This is a genomic window from Neolewinella marina, assembly GCF_002631205.1.
GTDB classification, from domain to species: Bacteria; Bacteroidota; Bacteroidia; order Chitinophagales; family Saprospiraceae; genus Neolewinella; species Neolewinella marina.
Genome location: NZ_PDLO01000006.1, coordinates 1 through 13,992 on the forward strand (window position 1 = coordinate 1; position 13,992 = coordinate 13,992).

General features: G+C 63.9%; 8 protein-coding genes. 3 read left to right on the forward strand and 5 right to left on the reverse strand.

Annotated elements, in window-relative coordinates:
- Window positions 1–312 precede the first annotated feature (312 nt).
- Both infB and CGL56_RS13225 read right to left on the reverse strand, forming a co-directional pair.
- Entirely contained in the window at window positions 313–3,126 is a 2,814-nt protein-coding gene (infB, locus tag CGL56_RS18545) for a translation initiation factor IF-2 (RefSeq protein WP_099107045.1), read from the reverse strand.
- Between the two features lie 293 nt (window positions 3,127–3,419).
- Window positions 3,420–3,842, reverse strand: a complete 423-nt coding sequence (locus tag CGL56_RS13225) for a DUF1801 domain-containing protein (protein WP_099107046.1) — start codon at window positions 3,840–3,842, stop codon at window positions 3,420–3,422.
- A 98-nt stretch (window positions 3,843–3,940) separates the two neighbouring features.
- Between CGL56_RS13225 and CGL56_RS13230 the strand changes: the two genes are divergently transcribed.
- The 3 genes from CGL56_RS13230 (at window position 3,941) to CGL56_RS13240 (ending at window position 11,019) form a co-directional block, all read left to right on the forward strand.
- Window positions 3,941–6,931 carry an amidohydrolase family protein gene (locus CGL56_RS13230; protein ID WP_099107047.1) on the forward strand — a complete coding sequence of 997 codons (2,991 nt, stop codon included), beginning with the start codon at window positions 3,941–3,943 and terminating at the stop codon, window positions 6,929–6,931.
- 10 nt (window positions 6,932–6,941) lie between these two features.
- A complete protein-coding gene (locus tag CGL56_RS13235; protein ID WP_099107048.1) occupies window positions 6,942–8,237 on the forward strand; it encodes an amidohydrolase family protein in 1,296 nt (431 codons plus the stop codon).
- Window positions 8,238–8,397: 160 nt separating this feature from the next.
- Window positions 8,398–11,019, forward strand: coding sequence for a DUF5686 and carboxypeptidase regulatory-like domain-containing protein (locus CGL56_RS13240; protein WP_099107049.1), 2,622 nt, complete (start codon window positions 8,398–8,400; stop codon window positions 11,017–11,019).
- Between the two features lie 12 nt (window positions 11,020–11,031).
- Here CGL56_RS13240 and hisH read toward each other — a convergent pair whose 3' ends face one another.
- The 3 genes from hisH to CGL56_RS13255 all read right to left on the reverse strand — a co-directional run bounded on the left by hisH (window position 11,032) and on the right by CGL56_RS13255 (window position 13,915).
- Window positions 11,032–11,622, reverse strand: a complete 591-nt coding sequence (gene hisH, locus CGL56_RS13245) for an imidazole glycerol phosphate synthase subunit HisH (protein WP_099107050.1) — start codon at window positions 11,620–11,622, stop codon at window positions 11,032–11,034.
- An 80-nt stretch (window positions 11,623–11,702) separates the two neighbouring features.
- The gene (kbl, locus tag CGL56_RS13250; RefSeq protein ID WP_099107051.1) at window positions 11,703–12,893 is read right to left on the reverse strand and encodes a glycine C-acetyltransferase; all 1,191 of its coding nucleotides are present in this window, start codon (window positions 12,891–12,893) and stop codon (window positions 11,703–11,705) included.
- A 56-nt stretch (window positions 12,894–12,949) separates the two neighbouring features.
- The gene (locus CGL56_RS13255) at window positions 12,950–13,915 is read right to left on the reverse strand and encodes an NAD-dependent epimerase/dehydratase family protein (protein WP_099107052.1); all 966 of its coding nucleotides are present in this window, start codon (window positions 13,913–13,915) and stop codon (window positions 12,950–12,952) included.
- Between the last annotated feature and the right edge of the window lie 77 nt (window positions 13,916–13,992).

Below are 13,992 nucleotides of genomic sequence, written 5' to 3' on the forward strand. Positions count from 1 at the left end.
CCCATTGACCCCCTTGCCGCCCATTCACCCCTTCAGTCCTTCACCCCGTGAGCCCTTGCCGCCCCCACCCGAGCGAAGCGAGGGGCGATTTGCCGCCCATTCACCCCTTCAGTCCTTCACCCATTGACCGCCTTGCCGCCCATTCACCCCTTCAGTCCTTCACCCATTGACCCATTGACCCATTGACCCATTGACCCCCTTGCCGCCCATTCACCCCTTCAGTCCTTCACCCATTCAATCCTTGCCAAAAAGAAAAGGGCCAAAGCACAAAGCCTTGACCCTTCCATATCGATTCGGAGTAAACTCCAGCGGTTAGTTGTTCGACTGCATCTTCTGCTTGACTTCGATGATCTCGTAGCCTTCGATGACGTCGCCTTCCTTGATGTCGTTGAAGTTCTTGATGTTGAGACCGCATTCCATACCGGCGCGGACTTCCTTGACATCGTCCTTGAAGCGCTTGAGGCTCGCCAGTTCGCCGGTCTGTCCCTCCTTGAGGGGGAAGATGACGATACCGTCGCGGATCACGCGGATCAGGGTGTTGCGGGTGATCTTGCCTTCGTCGACGTAGCAGCCGGCGATGGTACCCACCTTCGAGATCTTAAAGACTTCGCGGACGGACACCTGGCAGACGGTGTTCTCTTCGCGGGTCGGCTCCAGCATGCCTTCAATGGCGCTGCTGATCTCGTCGATGGCTTCGTAGATGATCGAGTAGGTCTTGATCTCCACGCCTTCGCGTTCGGCCAGTTTGCGGGCCGAGGAGCTCGGGCGCACCTGGAAGCCGACGATGATGGCGTCCGAGGCGGTAGCCAGCAGGATGTCCGAGTCGATGATCTGGCCGACGGCCTTGTGGATCACGTTGACCTGGACGGTCTCCTGGGAGAGCTTGATCAGGGAGTCTGAAAGGGCCTCTACGGAACCGTCCACGTCGCCTTTGACGATGAGGTTGAGTTCCTTGAAGGTACCCAGGGCCAGACGGCGGCCGATTTCGTCGAGCGAGACGCGCTTGGCGGCCCGGTTGGCCTGTTCGCGGCTGATCTGGGCGCGGCGGCTGGCCAGCTGACGGGCTTCCTGCTCGCTGGGCATCACCTTGAGGATTTCTCCCGCCTGGGGTGCACCGTCGAGTCCGAGGAGCAGCACCGGCGAGCCGGGGCCTACTTCCTTCACCCGCTTGTTGCGTTCGTTGAACATGGCCCGGACGCGTCCGCTGGCCTCGCCGGCCACCAGGATGTCCTGTACGCGGAGGGTACCGTGCTGGACCAGGATCTTGGTTACGTAGCCGCGGCCTTTCTCCAGCGAGGCCTCCAGTACGGTGGCCACCGCGGGGCGGTCGGGGTTGGCGGTCAGTTCGAGCATTTCGGCTTCGAGCAGCACCTTTTCCAGCAGGTCGTCGATGCCCACGCCATTGAGGGCGGAGATCTCCTGCGACTGGTACTTGCCGCCCCATTCCTCGACCTGGTAGCCCATGGAGGCGAGTTCGGTCTTGATCTTGTCGGGGTTGGCACCAGGGCGGTCGATCTTGTTGATGGCGAAGATCATCGGTACCCCGGCGGCTTCGGCGTGACTGATGGCCTCCTTGGTCTGGGGCATCACGCTGTCGTCGGCGGCGATGATGATGATGGCAATGTCGGTAACCTTGGCACCACGGGCACGCATGGCCGTAAAGGCTTCGTGACCCGGCGTATCCAGGAAGGTGATCTCCTTGCCGTTGGGCAGCTTCACTTCGTAGGCACCGATGTGCTGGGTGATGCCACCGGCTTCGCCGGCGATCACGTTCGAGTCGCGGATGCGGTCGAGCAGCGAGGTCTTACCGTGGTCTACGTGACCCATAACGGTGACGATCGGCGGGCGGGACTCCATGTCCTCGGGATCGTCCTCGTACTCTTCCTCCTCCTCTTCGGATTCGTCGACGTTGATGAATTCCACCTCGTGGTTGAATTCCTCGGCTACGAGTTCGATGATTTCGGCGTCGAGGCGCTGGTTGATCGAGACGATCACGCCGGCGTTCATACAGGCGGTGATGACTTCACCGATGCCGACGTCCATCATGTTGGCCAACTCCTGGGCGGTCACGAATTCCGTGACCTGCAGCTTGTCGTTGGTCTGATCGTCCATCATCGCCTCCTGCTTCTCGCGGATGCGGTCGCGGTTGTCGCGGCGCTGGCGCTGACGTTTCTTCTTGCCGCCGCCGCCCTGCAGGCGGGCCATGGTGGCCTTGATCTTGTCTTCGATGTCCTTGGCCGAGACTTCGCGGGGCTCGTCGCTGCGTCCACCGGTGCCGGTACGGCCACGGTCGGTGCGGCCACCCCGTGCGCCGCCGGTCTGGGGCGGTCCGGTGGTGATCTTCTTGCGCTTGCGCTTCTTGCGCCCGTCGTCGGTGGTGCGTTTCTCCGGCTTCTTGATCTCGATCTTGCCCAACACCTTCAGGCCGCGGAGCTTGGGCTCGGCGGTTTTGTGCAGGTCGGGCTTCTCGCCGGCCTGACGGGTCTGGGGCGCGGGTTGCTCGGCGGCCGTCGGCTTGGCCGGGGCGGCGGGCTTGTCCGCGGGCTTCGGCGCCGGGGCCGGTTGCTCGGCGGGGGCGCGCTTGGCCTCGGGCCGCTGCTGGGCGGCGGGCGGCGTTTTCTTGGCCGGCTTGGGGGCCTCCTTCTTCGCCGGGCGGCGCTTGGTGGCTTCCAGGTCGATCTTACCCATGACCTTCAGTCCGGGTACCTCACGCTTCTGCTCGGTGGGGGGAGTCGTCGTCGGCTTCTTTTCCTCCTGGGGCGGGGTCGCGGGTGCCGGGGTGGGGGGCTGGGGAGCTTTGGCCACTGGTTTTGGTTGCTGCACGGGCGGGGGAGCGGGGGTAGTTACCGGCCGCGGGGGCGGCGGCGGCGGGGGTGGCGTAGCACGGACCGTCGGAGGCGGGGGCGGCGGTGGGGCCGTGGGCCGGGTGCCGAACTCCATCTTCCTTGCCTTCTCCTTATCCGAAATTGCCTTGGCGAATTCCTGACGCACGGCGGACTCCATCTCGGAACTGACTTGCGCGATCGGTTTATTCTCGATCTCGAAGCCCTTACCGGTCAGGAACTCGACGATTGTCGAGGTGGCCACGTTCAATTCCTTCGCTACTTTAATTAGTCGTTTACTCATTCGATCGTTTAAGCACGTCATTATTTTACCGCAGAGTGCTACCGCGGGGCCATTCAGAACTACCCTAAAAAGCCGGATTTCCCCCTTGGCCTGGCGCTGCGTCGGGAGATAACTTTCGGAACACTATCCGAATGCAACGCAAAGATAAGCTAATCAAGGTACAAAAGCGGTAGGTTACCGTCCTTGCAACGTGTTTGGGTAAACGCAGGAGCGCAAACATAGTTTGAGTTGCCATGGGTGTCCGCGTATTTTATCCGCAGCGGACCCCAAAACGAGTGTCGGCGTCGGGCCGCTCAGTACCGAATTTCGTTTCGCCGCACGGCGGCCACCGAGCGGGCGATGAGTTCGCGGAGTACCTCCCGGTCGACATCCGCCAGCCGTTTCAGGTAGAGGCAGCTCTTTCCGTGCTTGTGGGGGCCGAGTTGTTGCAGCAGTTCCTCTTCCCGCTTCAGTCCGCTCATCACGTAGAGGGTGAGGTTTTGCTTGCGGGGGCTGAAGCCGGTGACCATCCACTCCCCCTCCCGGCCGCTGGCGTAGCGGTAGCGGTAGGTGCCGAAGCCGACGATGCTGTCCCCCCACATGCAGGGTGGCTCCCCGGTTACCTCGGCCATCAGATTCATCACGGCATAGGCGTCCGCCCGCTTTTGGGGGTCCTCCACGGTGTCGAGAAAATCGCCGGGGGATGCGGAAGTGGGGGTGGTTTTGTTTTCGGCCATGACGGGGAAATGTTGTCGGGTGGTGGGCGTAGCCGGCCGCAGTTGCTCCGGTGCTCTGCTAAATTTACGTACTTTTCGCCCCCGACCAAATCCGCAAAATGACACAACGATTCAGGCCACTGCTATTCCTGGCCGCCCTCTGCTGGGGAATTACCCTGGCCGCCCAGACGACCTATCCTTATAATGGTGTCTACGACGAGCCGGAAGGCTTCTACGCCTTCACCGGTGCTACGGTACACGTGAGCCCGGACCGCACCGTCGAGAACGCCACCCTCACCATCCGCAACGGCAAGGTGGAAAGCGTTACCGCGGGCGGTGCCGTACCCCGCGGGGCCGTGGCGGTCGACCTGACCGGCAAGCACGTCTACCCCAGCTTCATCGAGGTGTACGGCGATTACGGCATGCCCGAAAACGAGGGCAGCGGACGGCGCAGCCGCCGCGACGGCCCCCAGATGGAAAGCAACACCGAAGGTGCCTATTCGTGGAACCAGGCCATGCGCCCGGAAACCGACGCCGCCCGGCTGTTCACCATTGACGAAAAGGAAGCCAAGGCCCTGCGGGAAGCCGGCTTCGGTACGGTATCCACCCACCACCACGACGGCATCAGCCGCGGATCGGCGGCCGTGGTCACCCTGGCCGAAGACAGCGAGAACGAGGTGATCCTGAAGCGCAACGCCGCCCACCACCTTTCCTTCGACAAGGGAAGCTCGAGCCAGGACTACCCCAACTCCCGCATGGGAACCATGGCCCTGCTGCGGCAGACCTACCTCGACGCCGAGTGGTACGCCAAGCAAAACCGGGAAGAAACCAACCTGAGCCTCGAAGCCTGGCGCAACCTCCAGGACCTGCCGCAGATCTTCGCGGTCGACAGCTGGCAGGATGCCCTGCGCGCCGACCAGGTGGGGGATGAATTCGGCAAACAGTACATCATCCGCGGAAGCGGCGACGAATACCAGCGCCTGCAGCCGCTGAAGGCCTCGGGAGCCACCTTCATCCTGCCCCTCAAGTTCCCGGACACCTACGACGTCAGCGATCCCTTCGCGGCCGACCTGGTGAGCCTGGCCCAGCTGCGCCACTGGGAGCGGGCCCCCGGCAACGTAGCCGCCGTGGACAGCGCCGGCATCCCCTTTGTCCTGACCGCCCACGGACACGACAAACCCGCCGATTTCCACGAAGCCCTGCGCAAGGCCGTTGCGGCGGGTGCCAAAGCCGACCGCGTCCTGGCGGCCCTGACCACCGGTCCGGCCAAACTGCTCGGCATCGGCGACCGGGTAGGTACCCTGGAAAAGGGTAAACTGGCCAACTTCATCGTCACGGACAAGGATCCCTTTCAGGAGAAGGCCACCCTCTACCAGAACTGGGTGCAGGGCCACGCTTACGAACTCAAGGACCTCAAAACCCTCGACCTGGCCGACGCCTACGACATCAGCATCGGCAGCAACCGATTCGTAGGTGAGGTATCCGGCGACCCCGGCAGCCGGAAGATGAAGATCTCCCCCGCCGGCGATACCACCTCAACCGAAGTGAGCCTGGCCGAAAGCGGCGGCGTACTTACCCTGCGCTTCCGCCCCGGCAAGGAAGGCGGCTTCTACCGGATCAACGCCACCCCCCGGGGCGAAGGCTACGCCGGTACCGGCCGCGGTCCCGCGGGAGAGCTGGTCACCTTCACCGCCACCCCCCGCCCCGCCTCGGCGCAGCAGCGGGCCGACAAGGAGAAAAAGGAAGCGGAAAAGGCCGAGCAAAAGTCCTACGCCAGCCGCCTCACCTACCCCAACATCGCCTACGGCTTGCCGCAGCACCCTACCACGAAGAAGGTGCTCTTCCGCAACGCCACCGTCTGGACCAACGAGGCCGACGGCATCCTGGAAGAGACCGACGTACTGATCGAGAACGGAAAGATCAGCCGGGTCGGTAAAGGGCTGTCGGACCGCGGCGCCGAAGTGATCGACGCCACGGGCATGCACCTCACCAGCGGCATCATCGACGAGCACAGCCACATCGCCCTGCTCGACGTGAACGAGGGTACCCAGTCGAGCACCGCCGAGGTGCGGATGTCGGACGTAGTCGACGCCGTCGACGAGAACATCTACCGTCAACTGGCCGGCGGCGTGACCACCAGCCAGCTGTTGCACGGGTCGGCCAACCCCATCGGCGGCCAGTCCGCCCTGATCAAACTCCGCTGGGGCGCTACCCCCGAGGAGATGATGTTCCAGGGGGCCGACCCCTTCATCAAGTTTGCCTTGGGTGAAAACGTGAAGCAGTCCAACTGGGGCGACGCCAACCGCATCCGTTACCCCCAGACCCGCATGGGCGTGGAGCAGATCTTTGAGAACTACTTCAGCCGCGCCGCCGAATACGGCCGCGCCCGGGAAGCCGGGGAGGACGTACGCCGCGACCTGGAACTGGAAGCCCTCCTGGAAATCCTGGAGGGTGAGCGCTTCATCACCTCCCACAGCTACCAGCAGGGGGAGATCAACATGCTCATGGAACTGGCCGAGCGCCACGGCTTCCGGGTAAACACCTTCACCCACATCCTGGAAGGCTATAAGGTAGCCGACAAGATGGCCGACCACGGGGCCGCGGGATCTACCTTCTCCGACTGGTGGGCCTACAAGTTCGAAGTCAACGAAGCAATCCCCTACAACGGAGCCTTGATGCACGAGCAGGGGGTATTGACCGGCTTCAACTCCGACGACGCCGAGATGGCCCGCCGCCTCAACCAGGAAGCGGCCAAGGCCGTGCTCTTCGGCGGAGTGAGCGAAGAGGAAGCCTGGAAGTTCGTTACCCTCAACCCCGCCAAGATGCTGCACATCGACGACCGCGTCGGCAGCGTCAAGGCCGGCAAGGACGCCGACCTCGTACTCTGGAACGACAACCCCCTGAGCATCTACGCCCGGGCGGAACGCACCTACATTGACGGCAAGGAATACTTCAACCGGGCGGAGAACGAAGCCCGGCGCGAAGCCCTGCTCCGGGAACGCAACGCATTGATCCAGGCCAGCCTGGACGCCAAAAACAAGGGTGGTAAAACGCAGGAACCCCGCGGCAACAGCCGCCGCCTGCTGCACTGCGACAGTGAAAACCACTAAAAAAAATCCGATGAAACTTACCATAAAGTACCCCCTGGCCCTGCTTCTCGGGCTGCTGCTTTGCACCGGCGTCCGCGCCCAGAACCCGACGCCCGCCCCCGACCAGCGCGAACCGCTGGCGGTAACCGGCGCTACCGTCCACGTAGGTGACGGCACCGTCATCGAAAACGCCACCCTGCTGGTGCGCGGCGGCAAGATCGAGCGCGTCGGCGCCAACCTGCCCGCCCCCGCCGGCTACCGCACCGTCGACGCCACCGGCAAGGAGGTCTACCCCGGCATGATCGCCCTGAACAGCCAGCTGGGCCTGACCGAGATCGGCGCCGTACGGGCCACCAACGACCAGCGGGAAGTAGGCACCTTCAATCCGAACGCCCGCGCCCTGATCGCCTTCAATACCGACTCCCAGGTCATCCCCACCGTGCGCAGCCGCGGCGTACTGCTGGCCCAGGCCACCCCCGAGGGAAGCCTCGTGAGCGGCCGCAGCAGCATCATGCAGCTCGACGGCTGGAACTTCGAGGACGCGGCCGTCCGGGCCGACGACGGCATTCACGTCAACTGGCCCAACCGCAACAGCTACAACTGGCAAACCGGAGACCTGCGCCCCAACGAGCGCTACGACGAACAGGTGCGCGAACTGGAAACCTTCCTCCAGCAGGCCATCGGCTACTGCCAGCGCAGTGGGGAAGGCACTGACCGCCTGCTGAAGTTCGAGGCCTTCTGTGAGGCCGTCAACGGCGAGAGCAACGTCTACCTCCACGCCGACGAGGCCCGCGACATCCAGGCCGGTGTCCTCCTCTTCAAGCGGATGGGCGCCAAACCCGTGATTGTGGGCGGCTACCAGGCCTACCTCGTGGCCGACTTCCTGAAGCAGGAGGAGGTACCCGTGATCCTGAGCAGCACCCAGGCCCTGCCCGCCGGTCAGGATGAGGCCATCGACCAGCCTTACCGCAACCCCGCCCTGCTGGCGGCGGCCGGCGTCGACTTCGCCATCAGCCACGAGGGCTACTGGCAGCAGCGGAACCTGCCCTTCGTGGCCGGACAGGCCGTCGGCTTCGGACTCGACTACGAAAAGGCGATCGAGGCCATCACCCTGGCCCCGGCCCGCATCGTGGGCATCGCCGACGACTACGGCAGCATTGCCGCGGGCAAATCCGCCACCTTCGTGATCGTCAGCGGCGACCTGCTCGATATGCGCAGCAGCGAAGTGGAGGAGGCCTTCATCGACGGCCGCTCCATCGACCTGAGCAACAAGCAATCGGAGCTCTACCTGAAGTTCAAGGAGAAGTACAACCGGCAGACCCGCTAGTACGCGCCTGCCCCGCCACCCGGAAGCCCGTCGTCTGATTCAGGCGGCGGGCTTCCGGTTTTGGTCGACCGGGGGAGGACGTACTTCTAGTTTGTCACAGCCAGCCGCGGATTGCGATCCGCTCCTTCCTAATTTAGTCGCCCAAGCCAATCCCCCCTGCATGACCCGCTACCTTACCCTACTGTTGATTTTGCTGGGGACCGCGGTCCAGGCCCAGGTGCTCACGGGGCGGGTGACCGACGAGGCCACCGGCGAACCCCTGCCCTACGCCTCCATCTACCTGCAGCAGACCGGCACCGGGGCCACCACCAACTCCGAAGGGCGCTACGAACTGAAGCTCCGGCCCGGCAACAACACCATCGTCTTCCAGTACCTCGGCTACCAGACCCGGGTGGAGCAGGTGGAAAGCAGTCGCGGCAGCCTGGACATCCAGCTGCGCACCGAAGCCCTCGAACTGGAGGAGGTGCAGGTATTGAGCGGCGGCGAAGACCTGAGCTACAGCGTCATCCGGCGGGCCATTGCCAAGGCCGACTACCACCGCAACCAGGTGGACCGCTACACCGCCGACGTATACCTGAAGGGCATCGGGAAGGTGGACAAGATCCCCGGAGTAATCCGCAAGCTCGCCCCGAAAGAGGACCGCGCCGAGATCGACGAATTCGTGGGCCGCAGCTTCACCAGTGAAACCACCAGTCGCGTCACCTACGAGCGGCCGAACACCTTTACTGAAGAGGTACTGTCGCGCTACGTCGTCGGGGAGGAGGACTTTGAGGTGAGCGGCTACGTCTTTTCCAGTTTCTACGAGCCCGAGGTGGCCGGGGTCGTCAGTCCCCTCTCCCCCAAGGCCTTCGCCTACTACAAATTCGAGCACGACGGCATCTTCGCCGACCAGGGCGAACTGATCAACAAGATCCGGGTGATCCCCCGCAGCCGCGGTGAAGGGGTGTTCGAGGGCGACATCTATATCGTGCAGGACGACTGGTCGCTGCACAGCCTCGACCTGCGCACCTACCATACCGGCTTCGCTATCGACATCAAGATCAACTACAATGAGGTCGACGACCATATCTGGTTGCCGACGACCACGGCGATCTCGGCCCAGGGCGGACTGCTCGGCATCAAGCTCAGCGTGAGCTACATCGCCTCCACCAGCAACTACGACCTCGTCCTCAACCCCGACCTCGGCGGCTACGTGGAAGTGATCGACGAGAAGACCCAGCCGGAGGCCGCCGCCGTGACCCGCCGCGAAAACCGACTCAGCGGCTACGAATCCACCCTGGCGGAAGGGGGAGAGATCACCCGCAAGGAACTGCGCCGCCTGATGCGGGACTACGAAGAAGAGGAGCAGGAAAAACAGGAAGCCCCCGAGGTGGTGGCCAACTACACCTTCATCGACGACAGCGTGCAGACCATCCGCGACTCCGCGGCCTGGGAAGCCGTCCGCCCCATACCCCTCACGGCGGAGGAGATCGCCGGCTACCGCTACCAGGACAGCGTGGCCCGGGCCGCAAAACTCGACAGCCTCGCCGTGGCCCGCGGAGAAAAGCCGGCCAGCAAGCAGAACAAACAGCGAAAACCCTTGCCCCCATTTCTACGGTTCGACGTTGCGCCGGACATCGTCTTCAATCCCGTAGAGGGCTACGCCGTGGGGGGGCAGCTGACGAAAAACCTGCGCCGGAAGGTGGGTGAGGATTCCGCGGCTCACCACGTCAAGTTCGGGGAACTCAGCCTGCGGTCCCGCTACGGCTTCGCCTGGCAGCGCCTCAGCTGGGAAGCCGGCTACCAGAACTGGAGCAACCAGCAGAGCAAAGGGCGGTACCGGATCAGCGGCGGCCGCTACCTGAGCCAGTTTGATGCCTCCCCGGCCATCGATCCCATCATCAATACCTTCACCGCCCTGCTCTACGGCGACAACTACGTCCGCCTCTACGAGCGGGCCTACGGGCAATTTGACTACCGCAAGCGGTTCAGCGACGCCTTCCGCCTGAGCGCCGGCTTCCGCTACGAAGACCGCCGCGCCGTTTCCAACCAGACGAACCACCGCTGGTGGAGGCAGGACGACTTCGCCTACGCCAGCAATAACCCCTTCAACGAGGAAAGGGGGGAGGTCACCGACGTGGCCGACGCGGCGATCGTCACCGTGGAAGGGGCATGGCGCCCGGGACTCAAATACACGGTCCGAAACGGCAAGCGTAGCCTGGTGGCCCACTCCGCGCCCACCCTGGGGCTGCTGGTGGAAAGCGGGCTTCCCTCGGTGGGCAACAGCCGGTCGGACTACACCCGGCTGGAGGGCAGCTACCGCCACCGGTTTGCGGCGGGGCCGCGGGGTGCCGTGCACCTGCTGCTGCGCGCCGGTACCTTCCTGGACCGCACCTACGTGGATTTTCCCGACTTCCGCCACTTTGCCACCTCAGAGATCCTGCTCACCCGCCTGGATCCCATCGGCAGCTACCGGCTGCTGCCCTACTACCGCAACAGCACCGCCGGAGAGTATGCCGAGGCCTACGTCCACTACCAGTTCCGCAAGTTGCTCCTGACCCGCATCTGGGAGCTCCACCTCATGGGTCTCAAGGAAGACCTCTTCGTGAATTACCTCCATACCCCCACCTCGGATCACTACACCGAAGTAGGCTACTCCCTGGATAACCTCCTGCGGGTCCTCCGGCTGGAGTTCGTGGCCGCCTTCCGCGACGGGCGCTACGACGATTTCGGCGTACGCCTCAGCATCACCACCACCTTCCTGGGGGAGGGGGACAACGATGGAGGAGGAGCCGATTTCTAGTTTAGGCCAGCGCTAGACGGCCAGGAAGTCCCGGATGATCCGCTCGCCCGCCGCCGCGGATTTTTCGGGGTGGAACTGGGCGGCGTAGAAGTTGTCGCGCCGCATCATGGCGGCGAAGTCGACCCCGCAGTAGTTCGTGGTGGCCACCGTATCCGGGCCGGGTTCCACGTAGTAGCTGTGGACGTAGTAGCAGTGCTGCCCATCAATCTCGGGGGAAAGCCAGCCGGCGCGGTCGTTCAGGCGGATTTCGTTCCAGCCCATATGGGGCACCTTTTCGCCGGGGCCGGGGCGGAACTGCCGTACCTGTTCCGGGAAGATGCCGAGGCAGTCCACGTCGCCCTCCTCGCTGTGGCTGCAGAGCAACTGCATGCCCACGCAGACGCCGAAGACGGGTTGGGTGAGGGAGCGGATCACGTCGGCCAGGCCGCTTTCGTTCAGGTGGGCCATCGTCGAGGCCGCATGGCCTACGCCGGGGAAGATCACCTTGTCGGCCGCGCGGATGCGGTCGTGGTCACTGGTCAGTTCGTGGGCTACGCCGATGCGCTCGAGGGCGTAGAGGACGGAGCGGATATTGCCGGCGTTGTAGTTGATGACTGCTACCATAACGCAAAAGTACAATGCCGCCCCCGGCTGGATAGGCGCGCGGCGACATACCCCGCCGCGCGCCTTTCCGGTCCGGTGAATTATCCGCCGATAACGCCCAGTTCCTTGCCGACCTCTACGAAGGCCTGGATGGCCTGGTCGAGGTGCTCCCGCTCGTGGGCGGCGGAGAGTTGAACGCGGATCCGAGCCTTGCCCTGGGGTACTACGGGGTAGAAGAAACCGATGACGTAGATGCCCTTCTCCAGCAGGCGGGCGGCGTACTGCTGGGCCAGGGGGGCTTCGTACAGCATGACCGGCACGATCGGGTGGTCGCCGGGGATGATGTCGAAGCCGGCTTCGGTCATGGCCTGGCGGAAGTACTTCGTGTTCTCCGTCAGCTTGTCCCTCAGCTCGGTGGAGGCGCTGAGCATGTCGAGCGCGCGGATGGAGGCGCCTACGATGGCCGGGGCCAGGGTGTTGGAGAAGAGGTAGGGGCGGGAGTGCTGCCGCAGCAGGTCCACGATCTCCTGCCGGGCGGCGGTGAATCCGCCGGAGGCACCACCGAGGGCTTTTCCGTAGGTGCCCGTGATGATGTCCACCCGGTCCATCACGCCGCGGTATTCGTGTACGCCGCGGCCCGTTTTGCCGATGAAGCCGGTGGAGTGGCATTCGTCGATCATCACCAGGGCCTCGTACTTGTCCGCCAGGTCACAGATCTTGTCCAGCTGGGCGATGGTGCCGTCCATGGAGAAGGAGCCGTCGGTAACGATGAGCTTGCGGCGACTGCCTTCGGCGGCCTTGAGCTGCTCCTCCAGGTCGGCCATGTCGTTGTGGGCGTAGCGGAACCGCTTGGCCTTGCACAGGCGGATGCCGTCGATGATGGAAGCGTGGTTCAGCGCGTCGGAGATGACGGCGTCCTCGGCGGTCAGCAGGGGCTCGAAGAGGCCACCGTTGGCGTCGAAGGCCGCCGCGTAGAGGATGCAGTCCTCCATGCCCAGGAAGTCGGCCGTCTTGCGTTCCAGCTCCTTGTGGATGTCCTGGGTGCCGCAGATGAAGCGCACGGAAGACAGTCCGAATCCGTGGCTGTCCAGGGTGGCGTGGGAGGCCTTCAGCAGTTCGGGGTGGGAGGAAAGGCCGAGGTAGTTGTTGGCGCAGAAATTCAGGACATCCGGGTTCTCCCGGGTGTCGATCTCGGCTCCCTGGGGCGTCGTAATGACCCGCTCTTCCTTATACAGGCCGGCGGCCTTGATGTCGGAGAGCTGTTCGCGCAGGGCGTCTTTTAGATTGTACATGGGGGGTGTCTTATTTGATTATTGGCGACTGAGGATACGAAAAACTTCGCAACGGATCACTGGGCTACGCCGGCGTCCGAGGCGGCCCGTTGCTGGAGGTGCTCCAGCATGGTGGTGCAGATCCGGTCCAGGTCGTAAGCGGGCTTCCACCCCCAGTCGGCCCGGGCCGGGGCGTCGTCGATGCGGTCGGGCCAGCCGGCGGCGATGTCCTGCCGGAAATCAGGCGCGTACTCCATGGTGAAGTCCGGGCGGATCCTGCGGATCGCCGCCGCCACCTCGGCCGGGGCAAAGCTGCAGCCGGCCAGGTTGTAGCTCGTGCGGATCTTCACCGCTTCTTTCGGGGCCTCCATCAGCTCGATGGTGGCCCGGATGGCGTCGTCCATGTAGATCATGGGCAGGGTGGTCTCCGCCGCGAGGAAGCAGGTATACGGCTCCCCCGCCACGGCGGAATGGAAGACCTCCACGGCGTAGTCCGTCGTGCCGCCACCGGGAGCCGACTGGTAGCCGATGATTCCGGGATAACGGAGGGAGCGCACGTCGAGGCCGTAGCGCTCGAAGTAGTACTGCGCCCAGTTTTCTCCCGCCGCCTTGCTGATGCCGTAGACGGTGGTGGGGTTGAGTACGCTGTGGTTGGGGGTGCAGGATAGGTCGGCGTTGTGGCCGAACACGGCAATGGTACTGGGGTAGAACACCTTGTCCACTCCCTCCGTGCGGGCCACTTCCAGCACGTTGAGCAGGGCATCCATGTTGACCTTCCAGGTGCGCATGGGGTCGAGCTCACCGCGGGCGGAGAGGATGGCGCCCAGGTGGTAGATCTGGGTAACGCCCTCCCGGCGCACGAGCTGCCGCAGGTTTTCCTCGTCCATGGCGTCCAGCAACTCGAAGCGGCCCGGTTCGCCGGCCGGAGCGGGGCGGACATCGGTGGAAATCACTTTTTCGTTGCCGTAGCGCTCCCGGAGGGCGCGGGTAAGGACGGTTCCCAACTGGCCGTTGGCACCGGTAATCAGAACGGTTGGAGACATAGCAAAGCGTTGATTTCCGAAACGGAAATTTTCGCCCAAGATAGCCATCTGCCGTATTTTGATTTTTCAGGGATGCA

Excerpts from the sequence above, each read along its gene's own strand:
- infB (WP_099107045.1), bottom strand. The coding sequence starts at position 3,126 with ATGAGTAAACGACTAATTAAAGTAGCGAAGGAATTGAACGTGGCCACC.
- CGL56_RS13225 (WP_099107046.1), bottom strand. The coding sequence starts at position 3,842 with ATGGCCGAAAACAAAACCACCCCCACTTCCGCATCCCCCGGCGATTTT.
- CGL56_RS13230 (WP_099107047.1), top strand. The coding sequence starts at position 3,941 with ATGACACAACGATTCAGGCCACTGCTATTCCTGGCCGCCCTCTGCTGG.
- CGL56_RS13235 (WP_099107048.1), top strand. The coding sequence starts at position 6,942 with ATGAAACTTACCATAAAGTACCCCCTGGCCCTGCTTCTCGGGCTGCTG.
- CGL56_RS13240 (WP_099107049.1), top strand. The coding sequence starts at position 8,398 with ATGACCCGCTACCTTACCCTACTGTTGATTTTGCTGGGGACCGCGGTC.
- hisH (WP_099107050.1), bottom strand. The coding sequence starts at position 11,622 with ATGGTAGCAGTCATCAACTACAACGCCGGCAATATCCGCTCCGTCCTC.
- kbl (WP_099107051.1), bottom strand. The coding sequence starts at position 12,893 with ATGTACAATCTAAAAGACGCCCTGCGCGAACAGCTCTCCGACATCAAG.
- CGL56_RS13255 (WP_099107052.1), bottom strand. The coding sequence starts at position 13,915 with ATGTCTCCAACCGTTCTGATTACCGGTGCCAACGGCCAGTTGGGAACC.